The organism is Paenibacillus urinalis (genome assembly GCF_028747985.1).
In the GTDB taxonomy this organism is placed as follows: domain Bacteria; phylum Bacillota; class Bacilli; order Paenibacillales; family Paenibacillaceae; genus Paenibacillus; species Paenibacillus urinalis.
The window spans coordinates 1,411,566-1,434,454 of record NZ_CP118108.1; the positions used below are offsets into that span (position 1 = coordinate 1,411,566).

General features: G+C 46.5%; 23 protein-coding genes and 1 pseudogene. 9 read left to right on the forward strand and 15 right to left on the reverse strand.

From position 1 onward, the window contains the following. Positions 1-182 precede the first annotated feature (182 nt). A complete protein-coding gene (locus PUW25_RS06305) occupies positions 183-1,580 on the forward strand; it encodes an L-cystine transporter (protein ID WP_047912082.1) in 1,398 nt (465 codons plus the stop codon). 137 nt (positions 1,581-1,717) lie between these two features. Here PUW25_RS06305 and PUW25_RS06310 read toward each other — a convergent pair whose 3' ends face one another. Then, complete coding sequence (locus PUW25_RS06310; RefSeq protein ID WP_047912081.1) at positions 1,718-2,809, reverse strand: M24 family metallopeptidase; 1,092 nt, start codon at positions 2,807-2,809, stop codon at positions 1,718-1,720. Positions 2,810-3,015: 206 nt separating this feature from the next. On the opposite strand from PUW25_RS06310, the gene PUW25_RS06315 reads away from it, so the two are divergent. Both PUW25_RS06315 and PUW25_RS06320 read left to right on the forward strand, forming a co-directional pair. Continuing rightward, entirely contained in the window at positions 3,016-4,200 is a 1,185-nt protein-coding gene (locus PUW25_RS06315; protein WP_047912080.1) for a PQQ-dependent sugar dehydrogenase, read from the forward strand. A 155-nt stretch (positions 4,201-4,355) separates the two neighbouring features. Then, a complete protein-coding gene (locus PUW25_RS06320; RefSeq protein WP_047912079.1) occupies positions 4,356-5,231 on the forward strand; it encodes an SDR family oxidoreductase in 876 nt (291 codons plus the stop codon). 108 nt (positions 5,232-5,339) lie between these two features. Here PUW25_RS06320 and PUW25_RS06325 read toward each other — a convergent pair whose 3' ends face one another. After that, on the reverse strand, positions 5,340-5,720 hold the full coding sequence (locus PUW25_RS06325; RefSeq protein WP_047912078.1) for a hypothetical protein: 381 nt from the start codon (positions 5,718-5,720) through the stop codon (positions 5,340-5,342). A gap of 247 nt (positions 5,721-5,967) precedes the next feature. Between PUW25_RS06325 and PUW25_RS06330 the strand changes: the two genes are divergently transcribed. After that, positions 5,968-6,474: a GNAT family N-acetyltransferase gene (locus PUW25_RS06330; protein WP_047912077.1), complete on the forward strand. Its 507-nt coding sequence runs from the start codon at positions 5,968-5,970 to the stop codon at positions 6,472-6,474. A gap of 154 nt (positions 6,475-6,628) precedes the next feature. Here the strand turns inward: PUW25_RS06330 and PUW25_RS06335 are convergent, their stop codons facing one another. The 3 genes from PUW25_RS06335 to PUW25_RS06345 form a co-directional block, all read right to left on the reverse strand. Beyond that, on the reverse strand, positions 6,629-7,063 hold the full coding sequence (locus tag PUW25_RS06335) for a threonine/serine exporter family protein (RefSeq protein ID WP_177178656.1): 435 nt from the start codon (positions 7,061-7,063) through the stop codon (positions 6,629-6,631). A 23-nt stretch (positions 7,064-7,086) separates the two neighbouring features. Next, positions 7,087-7,857 carry a threonine/serine exporter family protein gene (locus PUW25_RS06340; protein WP_047912076.1) on the reverse strand — a complete coding sequence of 257 codons (771 nt, stop codon included), beginning with the start codon at positions 7,855-7,857 and terminating at the stop codon, positions 7,087-7,089. A gap of 217 nt (positions 7,858-8,074) precedes the next feature. Beyond that, the gene (locus PUW25_RS06345) at positions 8,075-8,992 is read right to left on the reverse strand and encodes an ArsR/SmtB family transcription factor (RefSeq protein ID WP_047912075.1); all 918 of its coding nucleotides are present in this window, start codon (positions 8,990-8,992) and stop codon (positions 8,075-8,077) included. A 320-nt stretch (positions 8,993-9,312) separates the two neighbouring features. Here PUW25_RS06345 and PUW25_RS06350 point away from each other — a divergent pair, with 320 nt between their 5' ends. Continuing rightward, positions 9,313-10,266, forward strand: a complete 954-nt coding sequence (locus PUW25_RS06350) for an arabinan endo-1,5-alpha-L-arabinosidase AbnA (protein WP_047912074.1) — start codon at positions 9,313-9,315, stop codon at positions 10,264-10,266. A gap of 230 nt (positions 10,267-10,496) precedes the next feature. On the opposite strand, the gene PUW25_RS06355 is transcribed toward PUW25_RS06350, so the two are convergent. From PUW25_RS06355 to PUW25_RS06370, 4 genes are all read right to left on the reverse strand, one after another. Continuing rightward, on the reverse strand, positions 10,497-11,384 hold the full coding sequence (locus tag PUW25_RS06355; protein ID WP_052511976.1) for an FG-GAP repeat domain-containing protein: 888 nt from the start codon (positions 11,382-11,384) through the stop codon (positions 10,497-10,499). Positions 11,385-11,621: 237 nt separating this feature from the next. Further along, positions 11,622-12,485, reverse strand: a complete 864-nt coding sequence (locus PUW25_RS06360; RefSeq protein WP_047912073.1) for an SDR family oxidoreductase — start codon at positions 12,483-12,485, stop codon at positions 11,622-11,624. Continuing rightward, a complete protein-coding gene (gene uxuA, locus PUW25_RS06365) occupies positions 12,482-13,579 on the reverse strand; it encodes a mannonate dehydratase (protein ID WP_047912072.1) in 1,098 nt (365 codons plus the stop codon). Before uxuA ends, PUW25_RS06360 begins: the two co-directional genes overlap by 4 nt. A gap of 22 nt (positions 13,580-13,601) precedes the next feature. Beyond that, positions 13,602-14,282 carry a GntR family transcriptional regulator gene (locus PUW25_RS06370; protein WP_047912071.1) on the reverse strand — a complete coding sequence of 227 codons (681 nt, stop codon included), beginning with the start codon at positions 14,280-14,282 and terminating at the stop codon, positions 13,602-13,604. A 228-nt stretch (positions 14,283-14,510) separates the two neighbouring features. Here PUW25_RS06370 and PUW25_RS06375 point away from each other — a divergent pair, with 228 nt between their 5' ends. Together PUW25_RS06375 and PUW25_RS06380 are read left to right on the forward strand one after the other, a co-directional pair. Beyond that, positions 14,511-15,575 carry an NAD(P)-dependent alcohol dehydrogenase gene (locus PUW25_RS06375; RefSeq protein ID WP_047912070.1) on the forward strand — a complete coding sequence of 355 codons (1,065 nt, stop codon included), beginning with the start codon at positions 14,511-14,513 and terminating at the stop codon, positions 15,573-15,575. A 197-nt stretch (positions 15,576-15,772) separates the two neighbouring features. Further along, complete coding sequence (locus PUW25_RS06380; protein ID WP_274336816.1) at positions 15,773-16,060, forward strand: GNAT family N-acetyltransferase; 288 nt, start codon at positions 15,773-15,775, stop codon at positions 16,058-16,060. Positions 16,061-16,166: 106 nt separating this feature from the next. On the opposite strand, the gene PUW25_RS06385 is transcribed toward PUW25_RS06380, so the two are convergent. From PUW25_RS06385 to PUW25_RS06400, 4 genes are all read right to left on the reverse strand, one after another. Next, positions 16,167-16,727 carry a GNAT family N-acetyltransferase gene (locus PUW25_RS06385; protein ID WP_047912068.1) on the reverse strand — a complete coding sequence of 187 codons (561 nt, stop codon included), beginning with the start codon at positions 16,725-16,727 and terminating at the stop codon, positions 16,167-16,169. Between the two features lie 139 nt (positions 16,728-16,866). Continuing rightward, positions 16,867-17,625 (reverse strand): SDR family NAD(P)-dependent oxidoreductase, encoded by a 759-nt coding sequence (locus PUW25_RS06390; RefSeq protein ID WP_047912067.1) that lies wholly within the window; start codon positions 17,623-17,625, stop codon positions 16,867-16,869. 25 nt (positions 17,626-17,650) lie between these two features. Next, complete coding sequence (locus tag PUW25_RS06395; protein ID WP_047912066.1) at positions 17,651-18,403, reverse strand: SDR family NAD(P)-dependent oxidoreductase; 753 nt, start codon at positions 18,401-18,403, stop codon at positions 17,651-17,653. A gap of 22 nt (positions 18,404-18,425) precedes the next feature. Next, positions 18,426-18,869, reverse strand: coding sequence for a MarR family winged helix-turn-helix transcriptional regulator (locus PUW25_RS06400; protein WP_238546385.1), 444 nt, complete (start codon positions 18,867-18,869; stop codon positions 18,426-18,428). Positions 18,870-19,082: 213 nt separating this feature from the next. On the opposite strand from PUW25_RS06400, the gene PUW25_RS06405 reads away from it, so the two are divergent. Next, positions 19,083-19,418, forward strand: coding sequence for a hypothetical protein (locus PUW25_RS06405; RefSeq protein ID WP_047912064.1), 336 nt, complete (start codon positions 19,083-19,085; stop codon positions 19,416-19,418). 69 nt (positions 19,419-19,487) lie between these two features. Here PUW25_RS06405 and speD read toward each other — a convergent pair. Continuing rightward, positions 19,488-20,360 (reverse strand): annotated as a pseudogene (gene speD, locus PUW25_RS06410) (adenosylmethionine decarboxylase). Between the two features lie 173 nt (positions 20,361-20,533). Beyond that, entirely contained in the window at positions 20,534-21,568 is a 1,035-nt protein-coding gene (locus PUW25_RS06415; RefSeq protein ID WP_047912062.1) for an RluA family pseudouridine synthase, read from the reverse strand. A 207-nt stretch (positions 21,569-21,775) separates the two neighbouring features. On the opposite strand from PUW25_RS06415, the gene PUW25_RS06420 reads away from it, so the two are divergent. Beyond that, positions 21,776-22,618, forward strand: a complete 843-nt coding sequence (locus PUW25_RS06420) for a MetQ/NlpA family ABC transporter substrate-binding protein (protein ID WP_047912061.1) — start codon at positions 21,776-21,778, stop codon at positions 22,616-22,618. Positions 22,619-22,889 lie beyond the last annotated feature (271 nt).

Below are 22,889 nucleotides of genomic sequence, written 5' to 3' on the forward strand. Positions count from 1 at the left end.
GATGGGGTATGAGAATAAGTAAGTGACTTTAAAATTTATTTAAAAAAAGTCTACCCGAATAGTCGGGTTTATGCTATAGTAACATATGCTGTAAGATAGTTACCAACCCTTAAGAATATTTATATATAAATCGTTACATAAGGGGACAGCATATTTTAGCTATTTGGAAGGGAGCAATTCGAATGGAAACATTGCAGGTAATCATTAACGTAGCAGTGATGCTAGTGTTAATTGGCCTTCTGTATTGGATGCAGAAGAAGCATATATCTTTTACGAAGCGTGTATTTACGGGTTTGGGCTTGGGGCTTGTATTCGGAATACTGCTTCAGCTGATCTACGGGGCAGGCTCGGGAACCATAGAGAAGAGTGTCGACTGGTTCAGTATCGTCGGTTCCGGCTATGTAAGCCTCTTGCAGATGATCGTCATTCCACTGATTGTGGTATCCATCATCTCTGCCATTATGAATTTGAAGGGTAATCAGAATATCGGGAAGATGAGCTTCTCGATTATTGGTACACTACTGATCACCACAGCCATTGCGGCAAGCATCGGTATTGGGGTTACACTTGCCTTCGACCTGGAAGGCATTAATGTGGAGAGCGGTGAAGCAGAAACAGCGAGAACTCAAAGGCTCGAAGAGCAGCTCGTTGATGTAGAGGATATGACCATTCCACAGCAAGTGCTTGAATTTATTCCTAGCAATCCGTTCGAGGATATGACCGGTGCACGCAGCACCTCGACCATTGCGGTCGTTATCTTCTCTGCATTTGTCGGTATTGCCGTTCTTGGACTGGATCGCAAGAAGCCTGAGCAGGCGGATACTTTCCGTAAAATCATTAACGCCCTTTATGCTGTCGTCATGCGTATTGTAACTCTAGTGCTGCGTTTGACACCTTACGGTATCCTGGCGCTGATTACGAAGGTTACCGCAACGACAAATGCGCAGGAAATATTGAAGCTCGGCGAGTTTGTTATCGCTTCTTATGTTGCCTTGCTGCTGATGTTTGTAGTTCATCTGATTCTCGTTACCGTATTTGGTTTCAACCCGGTAGCGTACCTCAGAAAAGTAATGACCACGCTGGTCTTCGCGTTTACATCTCGTTCGAGTGCGGCAACCATTCCATTAAACGTGGAGACGCAAACGAAGAAGCTGGGTGTATCCGCAGGTATTGCGAATCTGTCTGCTTCCTTTGGCGCAACGATCGGCCAGAACGGCTGTGCAGGGATCTATCCCGCGATGGTTGCGGTGATGATTGCTCCAACAGTAGGCATTGATCCGCTCAGCTGGGATTTCATCATAACACTCATCCTGGTTGTTATGATCAGCTCCTTCGGTGTAGCTGGTGTGGGTGGCGGAGCGACGTTTGCTTCACTGATCGTACTCTCCACCATGAACCTGCCTGTTGCACTGGTCGGACTTCTGATCTCTGTGGAGCCGCTGATTGATATGGGACGTACAGCGCTGAACGTTAATGGTTCAATGACCTCCGGTCTCATTACGAGCAAGCTCCTGAATGAGAATGATCGGGATACCTTCAATCGTCCGAACACGGAATTAGATGCACCAACAGAAGCATAAAATAAATAAAGAGTGCGGGCCCTTGGCTAAAACCGAGGGACTCGCACTCTTTTTTTGATTACATTATAGACTCAACCTGCACAAATGGTACGAAGAGATCTAGGGCAGTTCGACTTCTATATAACGAAGCACGAAGCTTAACCCAATATTTGAAGCTCTTTCGGGTAGCTGGTTAGAAGTTTCACCCCATCTGCTGTCACGAGGACTTCATCCTCAATTCGTACTCCCCCGAGATTTGGTACATAGATGCCGGGTTCAATGGTGAAGGTCAGCCCTTCGGTCAAGAGCTCCTGATTCGCTCCATGCACGGATGGATATTCATGCACATCGATACCCAGTCCGTGACCGAGGCGATGGAGGAAGCGTTCGCCGTATCCTGCATCAATGGTCACTTGTCTTGCTGCCAGGTCTACAGAAGCGAGGGTTGCGCCTGGCTTAACGGCTTCAATCCCCTTCAGATTGGCTGCAAGAACCGTATTATATATGTTCGTCAGCTCAGGTGACAGCTCGCCAAAAGCGAACGTACGGGTAATATCAGAAGCATATCCATTCGCATATACCCCCATATCAAACATGAGCAGATCGCCGTATTGCAGCTTGCGAGTGCCTGGAACGCCATGTGGAAGAGCCGTATTAGGTCCCGACAGCACCATGGTGTCAAAAGAAGGACCCGAAGCACCGAGTTTCTTCATTTGATATTCCATTTCTGCTACGAGCTCGATTTCCGTTACGCCTTCCTTCACATGGGAAAGACCTCTTTTCAGCACTTCCTCAATCATTTGGGCAGCAAACTTCATCCGGTCCACTTCATGCGGCGCCTTGCGAACACGCAGCTTGCGCAGCAACGGACCTGCATCGGCATAGCTCTTGGCATTGGCATATTGAACGAGCTCCTCGTAACGAGCGATCGACAGGTTTTCTTTTTCAACGCCCATCGTTTCAATATGCTGAGGAAGATACTTCTGCAGGATGAGATACGGGTTGTCCGTGTCTTGATGGGTCGCAATCTTCTTCACAGAGGAAGCTGCAGCCGCCGCGTCTTCATCGAGGCTTGGTACGATCAGAGTTGGTTCTTCTCCTCTTACCAGCAGCAGACCGAGAAAGCGTTCATGTGGATTGCTTGCAAATCCAGTCAAATAATAGACATGCTTAGGATCTGTAATCAGCGCACAGTCGTATCCTTGCTCCGATATGGCCTGCTCTAGTAAAGTAATGGGTTGATTTGTCATGAGAGTTCCCCCGCCTTTATATTAGGATTATAAAATATCCTTAAGTTTCTTTATCGCTATATATTATAAAGCTTATGAAGCAAAAACCCAAAAAACAAACAGGGACACCAATAATACCGGAGAAAGGTCTATCTTCTGCGCTGCGGATTGGTGAAGTATCCAAGAGGGTAATATTTGAAAATATTGGAGATTAGGGAGAGTGAAGTATGAACAAGAAGTACTTGATGATGACAGGAATCAGTCTCTTGACGCTGGCACTCGCTGCGTGTTCCAATCCGACCGCTCAAGAGCCTGGACCAGACACTCCTGTACCGGGAACTTCGGATAATCAGACGGAACAGTCTGCTTCAGAAGAGCAAAAGGAAGAAGGGAATACACTTCCTTATGAAATCACGACCTTGGCTGCCGGACTTAATGTACCGTGGGAGCTTGATTTTTTACCGGATGGCCGAATGCTGTTTACGGAAAGACCCGGCACGCTGCGTATGATAGAGAATGGACAGGTGGTGGAGGAGCCGGTGCTGGCCTTTGAGGCTCCTTTTGCAGATGAAGGTGAAGGCGGCCTGTTAGGGCTTGCGGTGGACCCTGAATTTGAGTCGAATCAATATGTATACGTATATCACTCTTACCGTGAGGGACAAGACATTCTAAACCGGGTGCTTAGACTTAAGCTGACGGGTCAAGAGGCCACGATTGACAAGGTGCTGCTCGCTGACATACCGGGCGGCGTGAATCATAACGGGGGACGTCTAAAGATAGGACCCGACGGGATGCTATATATTACGACCGGGGAACGATATGAGCCTGCAATGGCTCAGGATGAAACAATCCTTGGGGGCAAAATCCTCCGTATCCACCGCGATGGTTCAATACCTGATGATAATCCTATAAACGATTCCGCCGTATATAGTCTTGGACATCGGAATGCGCAGGGTCTTGCCTGGCATCCAGATACAGGGCAGCTGTACAGCTCAGAGCACGGACAATCGAACTATGATGAGCTGAATGTCATAGAGAAGGGCTCGAATTATGGATGGCCGCTGATTGAGGGTGATGAAGAGGAGGAGGGAATGACTTCGCCGCTCATTCACAGTGGAACCGATACGTGGGCCCCATCGGGAATGACGTTCATAACGCAAGGTCCTTGGCAGAACTCGCTCATTGCAGGGGGACTTCGGGGAGAGGCGCTGCTTAAATTTGAGCTGGATGAAGATGGAGGGGCAAGTGAGGAGCCTTCGCTAGAAGTGCTGTTCCAGAGCGAATGGGGCCGGATTCGGAGTGTGAGTGAGGGTCCAGATAGAACGCTCTACCTGCTGACGAGCAACAGGGATGGCAGAGGAGATCCAGCCGAAGAGGATGATCGAATCATTGCATTGAAGCCTGCCGAGTGATGGCTTATCCCTCTATTTTATTTTGAAATATTTATAAGGTATGATATAGGAAGTATGAATCAATTGAATTGTTATCCATCGATCATCGACCTTATTATATAAGCCTGTAACTAGAACAACAGCTGCATGTTTCCTGCTGAAAGGGTGATTAGCCAATGAAATCAAAAACAGCTATCGTAACTGGCGCCAATTCCGGCATGGGCCTTGCGACAACCATTGAATTAGCACTGCAAGGGTATCATGTTATCATGGCATGCCGAAGCGAAGAGCGAGGACGTAAAGCGCTGAATGAAGCTATAGCCGCAACAGGCTCAAAGCAGATTGAGCTGATGTTACTTGATCTGGGCTCTTTGAGCAGCATCCGCCGCTTTGCTGAACAATTCCAATCAGTCCATGAGAAGCTGGATGTGCTTATTAATAATGCAGGTGTGGTTTCTCTGAAGAGAGAGGAAACATCGGACGGGTTTGAAATGGGGATTGGCGTGAATCATCTAGGCCATTATTTACTGACAAGACTGCTGCTTCCGAGTCTATTACATGCACCTGAAGGAAGAGTCGTTAATGTGGCATCAGGTGCCTATAAATTTGGCAAAATCCATCAGGAAGATCCGCATCTGACAAAGGGATTTAACGTGGTGAAGAGTTACGGCCAGTCCAAGCTGGCAAATGTGCTGTTTACTAGAGAACTGGCCTATCGACTGGAAGGAACAAGCGTTACAGTCAATGCACTTCATCCAGGGGCAGTAGGCACCAGCATTGGGGTTAATCGCAATACGGGCTTCGGTACGAAGATCATGGCCTTTTTGGCGAAAACCCCCTTTTTCCTCTCGCCGGAGGAAGGGGCAAGGACTGCAATCTATCTAGCGATTCGACCCGAAGTGAAAGGGGTTACAGGCGAGTATTTTTATGAGGAGAAGGTTCAGGAGCTGAAGCCTCATGCAATGGATGAGGCGACATCCCAGTTCCTGTGGAACTGGAGTGCAGAGCAGACCGGGCTGCCTTACGATCTGGAGCTGACCCGTATGGCCTGATGGTATCTAGCTGAATATTTGCGATTTATTCTTCATTAATCATGAATGAATAAAAACTAACTTGAGACAAAAAAACAAGCTTTTTAAAGGCTTGTTTTTTTATTGATCTTATTTCGCTGTTATTTCAAATGCTTCAAACATATGATTATTGACTTGTCTACTCCATGCCTCGACTTCAACACCTTCTTGTATGACACCTAAATCGGATTCTGTTCGTTTGACATCACTTGTTTGATCAAAGAACATCGTATTTTTGGTTACTGTCAACACATCTCCAGTGTCAAGTTTTATAGAATGAAGTACCTTATCTCCATCAATTGTGGAATTTTCCTCAACTATTTCAATAACGGTACCTGTGTAATATTCTTGTTGCTTAGATGGCGATGACCATCCTAGTAAAATATCAGAACTTTGAACGTACCAAATACCAAGCGCCAGTACCAAAACAAGACTACCCGACAGTACAAGCCACTTCTTTTTTGTCTTCAACTTCTTTCATCCTTCCTAAGTGTACTTACCAATATAGACGCATGACTTCGAAAAAAGTTTATAGTTCTTGATAAATTCGATAAGCTCAAGTCATAAGCTCTGCATTAAATCTTCTTACACATTCTAATGAGTCAAGTTAAGCCGCTGAACACTGCTGGAGACTCTTCTGGAATTTTTCTATTGATCATTCTGGGTCTTCTCTGTTAATCTAGTCATTAAAAAATGATATTAGTGGGGGATAACAGCTGTGAAGGAACCGAACATTACATTCAGCTATGCACAACTAGAGGACTTGCCCGCTATTGTTGCGATCTACAATTCAACCGTTGCAGGGAGAATGGTCACAGCTGATCTTGAACCGGTCACGGTTGAGAGCCGTATACCTTGGTTTGAGGAGCATTCACCGGACAAGCGTCCATTATGGGTGATGAAGTATGATGAACAGATCGCAGGCTGGGTCAGCTTAAGCTCCTTCTACGGAAGACCTGCTTACGACGGTACGGCTGAGGTGAGCGTCTATGTTGACGAAGCCTTCAGAGGGACAGGAGCAGGGAGCCGGCTCATCGAGAAGGTCATTGAGGATAGTCCGCGGCTGGGTGTTACAACCTTGCTGGGCTTTGTATTTGGTCACAATGAACCAAGTCTTCGATTATTGAAGAAATACGGCTTTGAACAGTGGGGCTACTATCCCGAGATCGCTGTTCTGGACGGTGTAAGGCGTGATCTAGCCATTCTCGGCAAAAAATTGGACTAATCCAATTCACTTTTTTCTTATATTCGTTTACGTCTAATATACATTTAATTGGCTGCACACTGTAGCTGCAAAATATAAAAGAACTCGGGTCCAGCGGTATACGGATGTATACTCCTTAGAAGGACAAACGAGTTCTTTTTTTAATATCGCTGTATTAGGCTTGTTTCCTACGGAAGGCCTGATTAAGCACCTCGGATAAGATCAGTCCGACCGCGATGCTCCCTGCAATCATGAGCGCTTTGGCAGCAAGCTCCACGGCAGTCGTATAATCGTTCTGTACAAAATATCGCATGGCATTATAAGCCATCCCTCCTGGAACGAGCGGAATAATGCCGGCTACGCTGAAGATAATGACCGGATGCTTGTAGAGCCTTGCAAAGACCTGGCTTAATACACCAATGACCAGGGTTGCCATCAGGGTAGCGGAGACCGCCTCATATCCAGGTTCCATAATATCGTATATGATCCAGCCGAGCATACCGACAATTCCGCAGGGGAAGAGCATTTTGCGAGGCGCGTTAAAAATAATGCCAAAGGCAAGGGAAGCGATGAAGCTGGTTACAGCTTGTTCCACGATATGAATAAACATGATGTTCGTACCTCAGCTTTCATTTACATAATAGTGAAGACGACGGCAATTCCAGCACCGATCGCGAACGCCGTCAGAAAAGCATCGGCCCCCTTGGAAAGCCCGGACACGAGATGCCCTGCCATCAGATCCCTCACAGCATTCGTAATAGCCAGCCCAGGTACGAGCGGCATGACAGAGCCGATAATAATCTTGTCCAGCTCGCTGCCGACCTCTATGAGGACCATGACGAGAGCCAGAAGACCAATAATAAATGAAGCGGTGAATTCCGCGAAAAAGCGAACCTGTGACAGCCTTTGAAAAAGGCTCACTGCGGCGTACCCGACACCACCGCATAATACGGCGGGCAGAAAATCTGTCCATCCGCCTTGAAACATGATGGTGAAGCAGCCACTAGCCAGGGCAGCGGCGCAGGTCCGTGCGATAACTCGGTACAGAACCGACTCCTTCTCAATATCCTTCAGCTGATGATAAGCTTCGCTAGGATTGAGCTCGTCTCTTCCAATTGCACGAGAAACATTGTTGACGGCAGCTACCTTATGCAGGTCGGTCGTCCGCTCCGAGATCCGGATCAGCTTGGCTGGCTGTAAACCGTCTGTGGAGAAGATAATACCAGTTGGTGTAACGTAGCTGTGGGAATTAGGCATTCCATAGGCAGAAGCGATCCGCATCATCGTATCTTCGACACGATAGGTTTCGGCTCCGCTCTGGAGCATGATTTTTCCGGCAAGCAGACATACCTCGATAATCTCCATCGTTATGCTGTTCTTATCTGTTGTTATCGATGGTTCCATCTATTTACGCATCCTTTATCATTCATTTTCCTGACAAATCAGAACTTCCATTCTATCATATCTTCCATTATTTCCACATGCATTATAATGCAGACTAAGGGTACCTCTTCTTATACAAGTAATAAAAGCCTGCCAGCATCGCGACTTGGATATGATGAGCATCGCGAATGCTGCAGACCTCTATGACGTTATGAAGCTAAATGCGATTATAAAATGATTATTCGCCTTCGACATGATACAATACCCGTGCCAGAATGTCCTGGCTGTAATTGCCGAAATGCTTGCCGTATACAGTAAGACCGCCTTTGTTGACAGGATGATCGGTTACCGCGATACGGAATCGAATATCACTCTTATAGTCAAGCGCAATATCCTTCAGGGTAACATCTGAAATTCGGCATCCGTCAACATAGCTGCCTTCCTCGTTGATTCGAATCAGCTTCAGCATGCCATACTGGTTCAGATGCGGCGGCCACCATTCCGGGTTAAATGCCCCTCGCTTATCTCCGAAATCCCCCGGACTTGTCCAGCAGCCCAGCTCAATTCCATTCAAATAGAAATAGATATCGGAAGGGTAGTTGTTATTAAATCCGGGTGCTTCTGAACCCAGCTCCATCGAGAATTGAATCTCCTTGAACGACTCATTTGATTTGAGGTAATTAGGAATTCGGTATTCAAGGAAGCCTTCTGACAGCCAGATCAGCTCAGCGTCAATCCGCATGGGATCAGCAAAATACCTCGGTTCATCAAAATCGCCAACGATGCTGTCCTTCGTAGCAAGGCCGCAGGTAGGTAGAGCCTTATAATTACTGTAGTGTCCGACTTTGATTTCGGCTTCATATCGGTTATGTATATCCTGACTTCGTATATCGACCATCAGCTTATCATCATTCAGATAACAGATTTTCTGGATCCCATGCTTACCGACAGCAGTGTTGATGTTGATCAGGCCGCTCTCCTCAAGCTTCTTGATGTGCATCGTAATGGCACCGTTTGTCAGGTTTAGCCTAGTAGCAATGTCATTCAGGTTCAGACTTTGATGCTTGGACAGCATATCTATAATCTGTATTCTGACATCCGAGCTGAGTGCCTTGAATATATGAATGCCGGACATTAAATCTTTTATGTAGATCATATGTAGAATTCCTTTCCACGAAAAAATGAGAGTTTTGTAGATTATGTAGTGAGGCAGCGTTAGATGACCCGCTAAAATAGCAGACCATGGTAATAATGTAATATAGATGATAATTGCATTCTAAGCTATTTTTGCCATGCGAACAACATGAAAGAATAACAAAAGAGGAGAACAGGATGCGGCACGACTAAAAAATATGAACAAAATGTAAAATTTTAGTTGCGGAAAAATGTAAACGCTTTTATAATCTTGACGAGTCTAAAATAGTTTAAGTTTATTTAAATTAAATGACTCTAATCCATTCATGGCGGTGATATTCAGTGAAAAAGCTAAAGAAGTGGCTGCTTACGGCAGCGCTCGCTACATCGGTGTCCGTGTTCGGACTCAGTTCACCTGGTTTTGCAGCTTTTTGGAATTTGACAGGAGATATTGGGGTGCATGATCCAAGCATCATCAAGGAAGGGAACAGCTGGTATACGTTCTCCACAGGGCAGGGCATTCAGGTGCTGAAATCGGACAATGGCACCAACTGGTACCGGGTCCCACAGATCTTTCTGAGTCCTCCTTCCTGGTGGAGCACTTATGTACCGAATCAAACTCATAACGACGTATGGGCTCCGGATATTCAAGAATACAACGGCAGAGTATGGCTGTACTACTCCATCTCGACATTCGGCTCCAACCAGTCTGCGATCGGTCTTGCATCCGCTTCCAGTGTAGGTGCAGGGCAGTGGAGAGATGATGGCTTAGTGCTCCGGACCACGACGTCTAACAATTATAATGCCATTGATCCGAATCTCGTCATTGATGCGAACGGCGAACCGTGGCTTGCCTTCGGCTCTTATTGGAGCGGTATCAAGCTCACGAAGCTGGATAAAAATACGATGAAGCCGACAGGCAGCATCTATTCCATCGCTGCGAGACCATCGAACAACGGAGCTATTGAAGGACCAAGCATTGTTTACCGTAATGGCTATTACTACTTATTCGCTTCAATCGATTCCTGCTGTCAGGGCGTCAACAGTACTTACAAAATCGTCTATGGCCGCTCAACCAGCATTACTGGACCGTATGTGGACAAGAATGGTGTTAATATGCTGAATGGCGGGGGTACCGTGCTTGATTCAGGTAATGTCAAGTGGAAGGGACCCGGCGGACAGGATATCTACAGTACGAATGTTATTGTGAGACATGCCTATGATGCAGATGACAACGGGGCTCCTAAGCTGCTAATCAATGACCTGAATTGGCCGAATGGTTGGCCGAGCTACTAATTGTGATTCGAGCGAATAATGACTTTATAATAAAGACGATTCAAGCTTTAGATTTAACATTCACTAAAATAAAGTGACAACTAAGAATATTCAACAGCAGAACAGCTAACCACGCTTCTGATATGCTCCCATCATAGTAGACAGTTGATTTAACAAACTCTACTTCTACCATGATGGAGGATTTCATTCTAATGGTTAGCTGTTTTTGCTTTTTCCATGAATAAGACAGTTTAACGGTCTTGGTTTACATCCGCTCCATAGATGGCAACCCACTGATTCATCAGGGTCCAGCGGCCATTCTGGTACTTCAGCGCGTTCTGCACATAGCCGAATCGATCTGCATTATACTGCCCCATAATCCCCTGAAAAGTGAGAAGCTCATATATGCCGTCCTGATCGAAATCTACCGGGTATACGCCACTTACAGGCAGCACATCGCCTTGGAGCGGCTGCTTCAGTGTTCCATTCTCGTTATAAATCGCAGATAAATACTCAGCTCCGCGATCTGATATATCGATCAGATATCTTTTCCCGTTATTCTCACTTATCACCTGAAGCCTGTAGTTATCTAAATAATCTACGCGATAGTTATATTCACTGTTATATCGATCTGAGTTGAACAGCTCTTTTAGCACACCGCCGTGATAGGAATATAAATAGTTATAAGTCAGAGCACCGGAGCCGCCGGATTGAATGGCAATGAACAGATCCGAAACACCGTCTCCATCAAAATCACCGGCAAATAGGGTCGGACTATAACCCGAGCTCTCGGGAAGCTGATACTGGAAGGCAGGACCACCGGCACCATTTTGGATAATAAGTGTAATATCTGTCGCAAATGGACTGTCCTCAGCATTGTAGTTCCAGGCGAGCATGGCCGTATCCTGAATACCGTCTCCCGTAAAATCAGCTGTAATCGGAGAAGAATGCTGCTGGAATGGGGCTCGATGCCCGTAGTATGAGTGCATAGAGTAAGAAGTCACTTGATTTCTAACATACGGGAATGGTCCAGGCATCATATAAGGTACAGGGCCGCAAGGAGTAGGATAGGGATAATATGGATCTGGACATAGCCGCTGCGGGCGGTAGAGTGAAGCTGAATGTTCGTTGAAACGCATATTTGATATTCCTCCATTTTTCTTCTAGCCTATGTGACATCACCGAAATAGGTGAATACCTATACACGCATGAGATGCAGAGAATGAATGGCCTGCGGCTTGATAGCTTGGACTGATTCGTCTGGGAGAGAGAGATTTCAAACTATAGATGACGAACTGTATGCATGGAATGAGAAGAAAGGCCTGCGTACATGACGCAGACCTGAGGCAGTAAATTAATAAGTTCTGATGGGTGAACTAAACACCCGAGTAGGCGTTAAAGCCTCCATCGACCGGGATGACCGTACCTGTAACAAAGCCGGAAGCATTCTCATCAGCCAGCCACAGCAATGTCCCAAGCAGATCCTCTGGTTTGCCGAACCTGCGCATCGGTGTATGAGAAATAATCTTATTCGAGCGCTCAGTCAAGCTTCCATCTTCATTTAGCAGCAGCTTCTCATTCTGTTCCGTGAGATAGAAGCCCGGAGCAATCGCATTGACACGGATGCCTGCCTCAGCGAGGTGAACGGCCAGCCACTCCGTGAAATTGCTGATCGCCGCTTTTGCGGCACTGTAGGCAGGAACCTTCGTCATTGGGGAGTAAGCACTCATAGATGAGATATTGATAATGGTCGTGCTTTCTCTGCCGAGCATTTGTTTGGAGAATACTTGTGTCGGAATCAGCGTGCCTACGATATTCAGATCAAAGACGCCACGAAATCCCTCGACTTTCAGATCATAGAAGGAGACGGTATCCTCTCTGGTCAGATCCTCCGTCTGAAAAATCTCATTCGTCGTTATTGCCGTAGGGCGATTCCCTCCAGCGCCATTGATCAGAATGTCACAGAGGCCAAGCTCTTGTGCGACGGTGTCTGCAGCTGTAATCACGCTCTGTTCGTCCGTTACATCGCAGGCTACCGCAATGGAGGTGCCGCCATTCTGATTAATCGTATCCGCGACTGCGGCTCCCTTCTCCACCGTTCGGTTCAAGATGGCGACTTTGGCTCCTTGTCTTGCCAGCTCTTCCGCCATCACTCGGCAGAGCACACCGGAGCCTCCCGTTATAACAGCTACTTTTCCGGCAAGACTTGCGTGGTGTGGCTGTGATTTTAGGCTGCTCATATGCTCTTCACCTGCTCTTCCAGCTTATTTCCTTCTTTTATTCTTGCGTAGGCGTCCCATAGTCCCCATAAATACATGATTCCGAGTGCACGATCATACAGTCCGTAGCCAGGTCTGCATTTCTCATCCCATATGTGCCGACCATGATCTGGACGGGCATATCCGGTAAATCCGGTGTCGTGGTATGCCTGAACGATTCCCGTAATGTCAACCGTTCCATCTTGAGTACGGTGGGAGGTCTCCATAAAGTCACCGTTATCAAATACTTTGACGTTGCGGATATGGGCAAATGGAATTCGGTCCTTGAATTCGTGAATCATGGAGACGATATCATTCCCTGGATTTGCGCCGAGTGAGCCGCTGCAGAGAGTAATGCTGTTGTTCGGACTGTTATATATAGAGAGGAAACGACGGACATTGTCCTGACTTGTAATAATCCGCGGCAGACCGAAGATGGACCATGGCGGATCGTCCGGGTGAATGGCCATTCTTATGTCATGGGCCTCTGCAACGGGAATGATCTCATTAAGGAAATATTCCAGATTAGCCCATAGGTCTTCCTCTGTAACATTCTTGTAGGCCTCAAATAACGCGGTCAAATGCTTCAGCCGCTCAGGCTCCCATCCGGGCATTGTGAGCTGTGAATCCTGATTGATCTGATGAACCAGATCAAAGGGATCCATGTTATGAATTCGGGCTTTCTCATAGAAGAGAGCAGTGGACCCGTCAGGTCCTTCCTTGTATAAGTCTGTCCGCAGCCAGTCGAAGATGGGCATGAAATTGTAGCAAATGACTTTGACGCCAACCTGTGCAAGCTTCTCAATCGTTCTTTTATAATTCGCAATGTACAGATCTCTGGAGGGAAGACCAAGCTTGATATCTTCATGAATGTTCACGCTTTCAACAACATCGAGATGAAGCCCGGCCTGTTCAGCCTGAGACTTGATCTCGAGAATTTTGTCCATCGGCCATTCTTCACCCGCAGGAACATCATGCAGCGCCCATACGATGCCTTCGACACCTGGGATTTGCCTGATTTGATTCAGAGTGACCGTATCGTTGCCTTCGCCAAACCAGCGGAATACCATTTTCATGTTAGCAGCCACCTTTCATTGGTCAAGGTTTAAAATAAGTTGGAAATTTCTCTCTTAAGAAACGTTCATCATGAATCGCCAGGTTCATATGGTCCTTCATGAGATTTACCGCACGCTCCTCATCCTGTCTGGAAATGGAATCGACCATCTGCTGATGCTGATCATAAATATGCTGCCAGTCATGATCTGCTGCAAGACGCAGCTTGCGGATACGATTCATATGGACGTTCATTTGCTGCATTGCTGCCCAAGTATTACTCTTGCTGCATCTTGTAAATAAGGTGCGATGAAAGGCTTCATCAAGCTCAAACATGGATTTGTTATCCTGTGCTTCCATGGAAGCACGCTGTCTAACAAGCAGCAGCTCAAGCTCAGCAATGTCCACTTTCGAGAATTGATGACACGCAAGGCTTATGACAGCGCATTCCAGCTGCTCTCTCATGAAGCGGGCCTCCTCAACGAGAGATAGGTCGATAAGAGATACCATCGTACCGCGCTGGGGATACACATCAAGCAGTCCTTCTCCAGCCAGTCTGAGAAAGCTCTCTCGTACAGGTGTACGACTGACATTAAAAGCTAATGCAATTTCTTTCTCGGATATGCTTGTTCCCGGAATGAGGTCAAAATTCAAGATTTGGTCCTTCAAAGCGTCGTATACGGCTTCTCTTGTCGAAGTCGGTTGAGGACGAATATGTAAATCCATTTAAAATTTCACCTCATTTCTTCACCATACTACCATACAAGTATGGTAGTATGAAAGAGGAAGATCTCTTTTTTGCCACTGAAAATTTGGAAATAAGTAGTGGGTCAGGTTAGATGAGCTGTGATATTTAGCTGTACTACCTGATTATTGGGAGTAACGAGCCGTAATTTATGTAACCGCGTTCATTTTATTTCCTTTCAATTCAAATGACCAAGGAGAGTGCCTAATATGGAGAACGTAAAGTTAATGAAAGCAGCAATTATGGAGAAGCCAGGTCACATTGAGCTCAAGGAGCTGCCTATACCAGAGGTGAAGCCCAACGAGGTGCTTGTCAAGATTATGGCGGTTGGGGTGTGCGGTTCAGATGTGCATTATTATGAGCATGGCAGAATTGGGCGATTCGTTGTAGAGAAGCCGATTATACTGGGACACGAATGTGCAGGAATTATTGTAGAGACCGGGGATCTTGTGAAGCGTGTGAAGACAGGAGACCGCGTAGCTATTGAGCCTGGAGTAACCTGCGGCAGATGCCGTTATTGTAAAGAGGGCAGATATAATCTCTGTCCTGATGTTGAATTTCTAGCGACTCCTCCTATAGACGGTGCGTTCGTTCAGTACTTAGCGATTCGGGAGGATTTCGTATTTCCCATTCCGGATAAGCTATCTTATGAAGCAGCGGCACTTGTGGAGCCGTTCTCAGTAGGAATTCATGCTGCGAATCGCTGTCAGCTTAAGCCTGGCGGGACGGTTGCCATTATGGGGATGGGGCCCGTCGGCCTGATGGCGGTAGCTGCAGCCAAATCCTTCGGTGCGAGCCAGATTATCGTTACCGATCTAGAGGATATTCGGCTTCAGGCAGCGCTTGAGCTGGGAGCTACACATGCCATTAACGTAACGCAAGTGGATGCCAATGCCAAGATCAAAGAGCTTACCGGTGGAATCGGTGTAGATACAGCTTGGGAGACCGCAGGGAGTCCAAGGGCACTGAGTTCAGCGCTGTCTTCACTGCGCCGCGGGGGCAGGCTCGTCATTGTCGGCCTTCCAGCTCAGGATGAAATTCCGCTGAACGTTCCATTCATCGCAGATAATGAGATCGACATCTACGGTGTATTCCGTTATGCGAACACTTATCCGGATGGGATCAAGTTCCTTGCTTCAGGTGATATTCCAGTAGACACACTCATTACCGACCGCTATGCCTTGGAAGAGACTCAGGAGGCAATGGAGCGGGCTATTCATAATAAGAGTGGGAGTCTTAAGATCATGGTTTACCCGAATGGGATGGACAATTAACCGGCTATATCGCAGAAAAATGGCGGATAGGCGGATTTTGAATCAAAACAATTTCATTATAAATTTCATAGAATCTTGGCAAGCTATGTAAATCATTAGATCGTGCGTCATTTTTAGATGAAGCAGTGTAAGAAGTATGTAGGAATGTTTAAATGCACGATCGTCTGAGAGACGCACATAGAGAGGAGATGCATATCATGAGCGAAATATTGCAGGGAGCCAATGAATTCTACGTAGAGCAGAATGGCGAGAAGGCGGCGACGATCGGATTTGAGCCAGGAAGTGAAGGCGGGGAGGGACCGGGCGTCATCATGATTACCCATACCTTCGTGTCAGAAGAGCTTCGGGGTGAAGGCGTGGGAGTTGACCTGGTGAAGCAAGTCGTCCAATATGCACGAGACAATGAGTTAAAGGTTGTCCCGATGTGTTCTTTTGCCAGCAGTGTGATGGATAAGCATACAGAGTTGCAGGATGTGCTGGTTTAATTAACGGGTAGAAGCAAACCAAAAAAAAGATAGATATGGCATATAACCGAATATGCTGTATCTATCTTTTTCTAATATCGCATAATGGCTGGAGTCTCATGGGGGATCAGGATGGCTGGCGAGCTACCCATTCTTCTCTCAGCAGGCCCATCATGATTCGATCGTACTTCTGACCTCCGCGCAGAACGGCTTGGCGCATGCGCCCCTCTTCCACGAAACCGGCCTTCTTATAGGCATGATAGGCAATCTCGTTATACGAAATGACATCCAGACTGACCCGGCTCAGATTCAGTTCGTAAAAAGCATAGCGCAATATGAGCTGAAGTGCATCGCTGCCGTATCCTTTGTTGCGGTCCTTTGCCTTGCCAATACCGATGGCAAGTCTCGCCGACTGATTGTTCCACTCGATGCTGTGCAGGGCGACAAAGCCGATAAGGCGGTCTTCATCAATCGTACGCAGCATAAATTCAACACCGTGATCCATCCGTGCACTCTTAGGTTCATTCTCCTGAACCGTTTGTGGAACCGCATAATCCGTGTCCAAATTCCTCAAATATTCATAGTCTTCTGTATAACCTGCAAGTGTTTGCGCATCCTGCTGAATCGCTGCGGCAAGCCGAACCTTATTTCCATGGAACCAGTTGTTCGGGTTCGAAGTATAATCCATGTCTACTCAGCACTCCTCTCGTAATAACAACACACATTCTATTATAGTCTATTTTAGCTGCAGAATCTCTTAGCATACACGAAGAAAGGCTGCACCTGCTTAATGCAGATACAGCCATCTATACGAAGTATGCACAAAATTAAAGAGTGAGGCCGCCATCCACCGTTACAATTGAGCCTGTCATATAACTGGAGGCAGGTGATGCCATGAACGAGACGACACCGGAGATTTCGTTCGACTCCGCAGGGCGTCCCATTCTCATATTGGACAGCTCTTCAGGAACATACCCGCCTTGCTGGAATGATGCAGCAACACTTTGCGTCAAGGCAGTGTTTACTCCGCCTGGGCAAATAGCATTCACGCGGATTCCTTTTTTGACATATTCCATAGCGGCGGATTTGGTAAGTCCCACAACCGCGTGCTTGCTTGCAGAATAGGCAGCCGCACTATGCTCGCTGCGAATTCCAGCTGTAGAAGCGGTATTGAGAATATGTCCGCTTCCCTGATCCTTCATTACCTTCAGAACATATTTCATCCCAAGGAAGCAGCCCTTCACGTTAACCGACATGATGCGGTCGAATTCAGCTTCCTCGATATCATCAAACATGGAGAATTTCTGTACAATTCCGGCGTTATTGAAGAAGAAGTCAATTCGTCCAAAGGCTTGAACAGCTTCATTCACATAGTTCTGTACATCCTCACTCTTGGAAACATCGGCCTGAACGAAGATACCTTCGCCGCCTTGTTCCTTGATCAGACGAAGCGTCTCTTCTCCGGATTCCGTATTATAATCGACGAGTACAACGGTATAACCGTCCTTCGCAAGCTGGACACTGCTCGCTCTGCCGATTCCGCTTCCAGCGCCTGTGATGACTGCGATTTGTTTATCATTAGACATTATTGAACACTCCCTTTACGTAGAATTATTTTGCGAAATAGCCTCCGTCGATGGGCAGCTCCACTCCAGTAATATAGGAGGATTCATCCGATGCCAGGAACAATACGCCGTTAGCGATATCCTCTGCTTTACCAAGACGAGGGAGCGGAGTTTGAGACTGGAACCATTGTGTCATGCGCTCGTCCTTGAACATATCGACAGTCATCGGTGTTTCGATATAACCCGGGTGAACGGAGTTGGCACGGATATTGTGCTTCGCATAATCCACTGCCGTCGCCTTGGTCAGCATCCGCACAGCGCCTTTACTTGCAGTATATGGACCTGCGCCGCTGCCGCCTGTCAGACCAGCGATCGAAGAGATGTTCACGATGGAGCCGCCCCCAGCTTCGATCATATGTGGAATGACATACTTCTGACCTAGGAAAATGCTGGTCACATTGATGGACATGGTTTTTTCGAATCCTTCAACCGTAAGATCCAAAAAAGGAGTCGCGTTGGACACACCAGCGTTATTGACAAGAATATCGATCTTCCCAAACTTGGTAACGGTTTCATTCACAATGTTGATCCAGCCTTCTTCGGACGTAACATCATGCTTGAATCCAATCGCTTCTCCGCCAGCTGCTGTAATTTCGGCTACAACTTCCTGGATTTTGTCTTCCTGAAGGTCTGTAATGGCTACTTTAGCCCCTTCCTTAGCAAAAAGAAGCGCGTCTGCCTTACCCATACCGCCGGCTGCACCTGTAATAATGGCTACTTTATTATCTAATCTTCCCATGATATGTTCCTCCTAAATTAATTTAATTGTCAGACTGAGATGGGTCCTTTGGTTGATTCAAATGCTTAAGCATCTTCTGATACGAAGCGATAAGCAGATCCATCTCTTCTTCTGAGAACTCGGACCATAATCCATCCGTAAGCTCCTTGTACTTATCCAGCATTTTCTGTTCGAAGGCCATCCCTTGATCCGTAATATGCAGTATAACCTTACGTCTGTCGGATTCAGCACTCCGCCGCTCAATATACCCTTTATTGACGAGTTTATTGGTCAGATTCGTAATTGCCGGCATGGTTACATCCAGCTGTCCTGCGAAATAGGTTGAAGTCTGAGGACCTTCCCAAGCCAAAGTTTGGAGGATGAAGTATTGCGAGGAGGTGAGATCGTTGTCCAAAATCTTGGCATATTTCACCACAAAGTTCGTCATGTAGCCGCTCATTAGTTTAGACAGTAATTCGTGTTTCACGAATCAATCACCTCAAGTCCTGTTGCAAATTTGTTTAAATATATTAAATGTTAATACCTCTTAACAACTTTATTTTAAATAAAAAGGAGTCCTACGTCAACTTGGTTTATACTTCCACTCGGTGCGCGGATATATGCAAGAGCTGTCAAACGGAACTTGCTACTTTCATAATCAACGGTTATCGTTAGGACAAGGAAACTTTGAAGGAGAGAAATGAAGAATATTATGGTACAAATGACATCTAAAAAAGCAGCCGACTTACTTGATCAATGGATTGTATTTCTGGATATGGACAACCCGAAGGCTTGGGATCATGACGAATATCCCTACATTAAAGAGAGTCTTGGCGTCGTTCGCTCTGTAGTCAAGCTGCTTAGAGGTAAAGGCGCTGGCAAAGCCCCTGGCAAAAAAGAGCTGGCTGAGCTGTTAAACGAATTCATAGAGGAAATTGCCTTGGACGATGAGCAGGAGTGGGAGAAGGAAAACAGAGCTTTTGTGCAAGAGGTGCATGAAGCCGCCAAGTTTGCTGTGAGGTTCTTGCGTGGTTAAAATATAAAAAGGACAGCAGGCACCGAAATTCCTAGACTTTCGGCGATGCTGTCCTTTTTTTGCTCAATGTCATGTATCCATATCGACTGCCCGTTGGTATATAAAATCCTCTTCTGCATTCTCGTCTATGACACCGGCATCCATATTGATGCCATAATAAATTTCGTCCATCTCTGTTTTGAGCTGTTCCGTAATTTCCTGTTGTTCCTCTGCACTCAGCTTGTCCTTCGTATAACCGAACAAATAGTTGTTGAGATCAAATTCTTTCAGTTTGCATTTGGTGTGAAAAATATGGTGCTGATACACGTTGATGTCAATCATATCAAATTGCTGCTGAATACTGGATGGAATGTAGTTCTGAATGGAGCTGATGTCATGATCAATAAACAGCTTGTTCCCATCAATATCACGGGTAAATCCGCGTACACGGTAATCGATCGTCATGATATCCGTATCAAACGAATGAATGAGATAATTCAGCGCCTTCAGCGGTGAAATCTCTCCACAAGTGGATACGTCAATATCAGCTCGGAAGGTACTGATTCCTTCATAGGGATGGAACTCCGGGTAGGTGTGAACCGTAATATGACTCTTGTCCAAATGCATCACCACATGATCCGGAAGCGGACCAGGTGACTCTTCGAACGATTCTTCTTCAGCATCGCCTACTGGACCTTCCGAGACGAGTAGTGTTACGCTTGCCCCTTGAGGGATGTAGTCCTGCTTCGCCACATTAAGCACGTGCGCTCCAATAATATGGGATACATTCGTCAGTATCTGTGTCAAGCGGTCTGCATTATATTGTTCATCAATATATTCGATGTAAGCTTCGCGTTCTTCCTTGGTCTTGGTTTAGCACACATCATACATATTGAAGCTGAGGGATTTGGTCAGATTGTTGAACCCGTGCAGCTCAATGCGCTGTTCTGGTGTAAGTGCCATGAATGCTTGCCTCCTGTCCCGAGTATCGCTAGTAACATGTACAGTCCTGTACATACTTTACCCAGAATAGCTGGGAATTAAAGAGGAAGCATAAGTAAATATGGTGTTGGAAGGAATCCATTTCACTAATCGCATAAGGTGGATGCGAAACGGTATAATGCTACCAGCTGAGATCACTTTGGTGGAAAAGGTCTGAGAAAAGCTTTGGGAATCGGTGTTTCGAACCGCATTTGCTTCCCTGTCCCCGGATGAGTAAAGGCAAGCACTCTGGCGTGCAGCGCAAGTCGGCCGATGCCTCGTCCCTTAGCGCCATATTTCTTGTCACCGACAACCGGATGTCCCAGTTCCTCCATATGAACCCGGATCTGATTCTTGCGCCCGGTCTCGAGCTGAATATCAAGCAATGAATAGTCGTTGCTGGTTTGCAGTGTTTTGAAATGAGTAACGGCCTTCTGCCCATCATTTGCATAGGGAGTGGAATACATCTTGAGTGTCTTGCTTTCTTTTAGATAGGAGGTAATCGTGCCCTGCTCCTGCTTGACCTTACCTTCCACAAGCGCAACATAGGTTCGTTCTTCGACCGCATCACGCCAAGCATTTTGGAGAGACTGCTGAATGGCTTCGCTCTTGGCGAACATCATCACTCCTGAGGTATCCCGATCAAGGCGATGAACGATAAAGATTCGGTTAGCCGGATGCGATACACGTACATGGGCCGTCAGCTGACGATAGGCTGTAAGCTCTTGTTCTTTGTCGGAAGCTACAGACAGCAAGCCAGAATCCTTATTTACGATGATAATGTCCTCATCCTCATGCAGAATCGTCAGGCCGATGAGGGGAGGTGCTTCTTCTTTTTTCTCCTGATCTACTGCTACGGTCATCCCTTTGGTTAATGGATGATTAAAGGCCGTTATCGTCTTTCCATCAACGGAAATCTGACCGCGGGACAATAGTGCCTTGATTGAATTACGGCTTTTATTGGATAAGTTCGCCAGCAGGTAGGGGAGCAGCTCAGCGTCTTCTTGGACGATGTAGCTCTTGACAGGCACCGATGGAATCGAAGCAGGCTTTTTCGAAGTGGATTTGGCTGATCCTTTGAAGCTTGAAGCCTGTCCTTTGCTGCCTTTATGTGATCTGGTGTTCGAGGCTGACGGTGGACGGTTGCTGTAGTCATCCTCTGTACCTTGATAATTCGTTTTTTTTCGCATGCCTTAAGGCCTCCTGGTTCGGTTAAAAATACGGCAAATCCATCAAGCGTTTAGTTCTTGATATCCTGGTTAATATACCACACAAGAGGTAAAGTTTGCACGGAATCGCCTGGGTTGTGGAGGTTGTTCGTGGTAAAATGATGATGCATAGAATGAGCTCAAGTATGAAATCTTATAAGAGTATGAAGAAAAGGGAGAATAGACATCATGAACATGAAGAAAAAGAAGTTTCATCTACTAGCACTTCTCGCTGTACTTAGCTTGCTGCTCGCCGCTTGTGGTGATCATTTGGTAGAGGAGAACAGCAACGACATAAGCAAGGAAAATATCGATGAGGATCAGCAAATTGTGATTGCCGGGACTGAAGGTGCAGGCAAGCAATTTATCGACAAAACGATCAAGGATCTGTTTGAGAAGCAGGGCTACACCTTACAGGTCACAGAAATTACAGACCCATCAGAGGCAGCGACGAAGCTTGCTGAAGGTTCGATCGATGCGTATATCAATACATTCATGGATAATCGGAAGGAGCAGCTGACGACGTTAACCAGTGTTCCGACCGAGCCGCTTGCGCTGTATTCGAATACATTCAAGGACGATGACCAGATTGCAGATGGTACGACGGTAATTATTCCGGAGGAACCCTTGATGCAGAGCCGTGCCCTGATGATGCTGGAGGACGAGAATCTGATTGGCATCCGCAAAGGCGCTTCATTATCTGAGATGTCTGTAGAGACAGATGTCACGGATAATCCAAAAAATTTGAAGTTCGAAAAGGCACCCATCGATCAGCTCTCCGATCGAATCAAGAACGAAGCACTTATTGCTGCCCCGCTGCATATTGCTGTCGATGCAGGCCTTACAGAGCAGGAGGCACTTGATGTTGAGGATGTTCCAGGTCAATTCTTGGACCAGCTGGTCGTGCGCAGTAAGGATCAAGGCACTAACTTTGCCCGCAGCTTGAAGGAGCATTTTCAGTCCACCGAGTTTAGGAAGCTGCTGGATGAGCATTTCCCAGGCTATGATGAGCCGGAATGGATGGAAGATTAATTCAATCTATGAGCAGAAGTTAACCTGAGTGGGTATAGAACGACAAAAGGAAGTCATTTCAATGAGATGACCTCCTTTTTTTGCGTTTTAGGATCAATCTACATATAAATGAAGCAATTCTGAAATGAAATCCACCAGGCATCTTGATGTAGAGCAGGGATGTTCGGTACACTAAATAGATTGAGATCGTAAAACTAACGCTATAGTTCATTCATTCTGGATAGATGTAAGCTGAATACGAACAGGTGATGTTCTCTTATCAAGAAAGACG

Bases quoted from the DNA above. Each gene is read 5' to 3' on its own strand.
- PUW25_RS06415 (WP_047912062.1), bottom strand. From the start codon at position 21,568: ATGCGAAAAAAAACGAATTATCAAGGTACAGAGGATGACTACAGCAAC.
- PUW25_RS06315 (WP_047912080.1), top strand. From the start codon at position 3,016: ATGAACAAGAAGTACTTGATGATGACAGGAATCAGTCTCTTGACGCTG.
- PUW25_RS06390 (WP_047912067.1), bottom strand. From the start codon at position 17,625: ATGTCTAATGATAAACAAATCGCAGTCATCACAGGCGCTGGAAGCGGA.
- PUW25_RS06320 (WP_047912079.1), top strand. From the start codon at position 4,356: ATGAAATCAAAAACAGCTATCGTAACTGGCGCCAATTCCGGCATGGGC.
- PUW25_RS06345 (WP_047912075.1), bottom strand. From the start codon at position 8,992: ATGATCTACATAAAAGATTTAATGTCCGGCATTCATATATTCAAGGCA.
- PUW25_RS06335 (WP_177178656.1), bottom strand. From the start codon at position 7,063: ATGTTTATTCATATCGTGGAACAAGCTGTAACCAGCTTCATCGCTTCC.
- PUW25_RS06375 (WP_047912070.1), top strand. From the start codon at position 14,511: ATGGAGAACGTAAAGTTAATGAAAGCAGCAATTATGGAGAAGCCAGGT.
- PUW25_RS06305 (WP_047912082.1), top strand. From the start codon at position 183: ATGGAAACATTGCAGGTAATCATTAACGTAGCAGTGATGCTAGTGTTA.
- PUW25_RS06395 (WP_047912066.1), bottom strand. From the start codon at position 18,403: ATGGGAAGATTAGATAATAAAGTAGCCATTATTACAGGTGCAGCCGGC.
- uxuA (WP_047912072.1), bottom strand. From the start codon at position 13,579: ATGAAAATGGTATTCCGCTGGTTTGGCGAAGGCAACGATACGGTCACT.
- PUW25_RS06355 (WP_052511976.1), bottom strand. From the start codon at position 11,384: ATGCGTTTCAACGAACATTCAGCTTCACTCTACCGCCCGCAGCGGCTA.
- PUW25_RS06420 (WP_047912061.1), top strand. From the start codon at position 21,776: ATGAACATGAAGAAAAAGAAGTTTCATCTACTAGCACTTCTCGCTGTA.
- PUW25_RS06385 (WP_047912068.1), bottom strand. From the start codon at position 16,727: ATGGATTATACTTCGAACCCGAACAACTGGTTCCATGGAAATAAGGTT.
- PUW25_RS06405 (WP_047912064.1), top strand. From the start codon at position 19,083: ATGAAGAATATTATGGTACAAATGACATCTAAAAAAGCAGCCGACTTA.
- PUW25_RS06370 (WP_047912071.1), bottom strand. From the start codon at position 14,282: ATGGATTTACATATTCGTCCTCAACCGACTTCGACAAGAGAAGCCGTA.
- PUW25_RS06310 (WP_047912081.1), bottom strand. From the start codon at position 2,809: ATGACAAATCAACCCATTACTTTACTAGAGCAGGCCATATCGGAGCAA.
- PUW25_RS06360 (WP_047912073.1), bottom strand. From the start codon at position 12,485: ATGAGCAGCCTAAAATCACAGCCACACCACGCAAGTCTTGCCGGAAAA.
- PUW25_RS06340 (WP_047912076.1), bottom strand. From the start codon at position 7,857: ATGGAACCATCGATAACAACAGATAAGAACAGCATAACGATGGAGATT.
- PUW25_RS06380 (WP_274336816.1), top strand. From the start codon at position 15,773: ATGAGCGAAATATTGCAGGGAGCCAATGAATTCTACGTAGAGCAGAAT.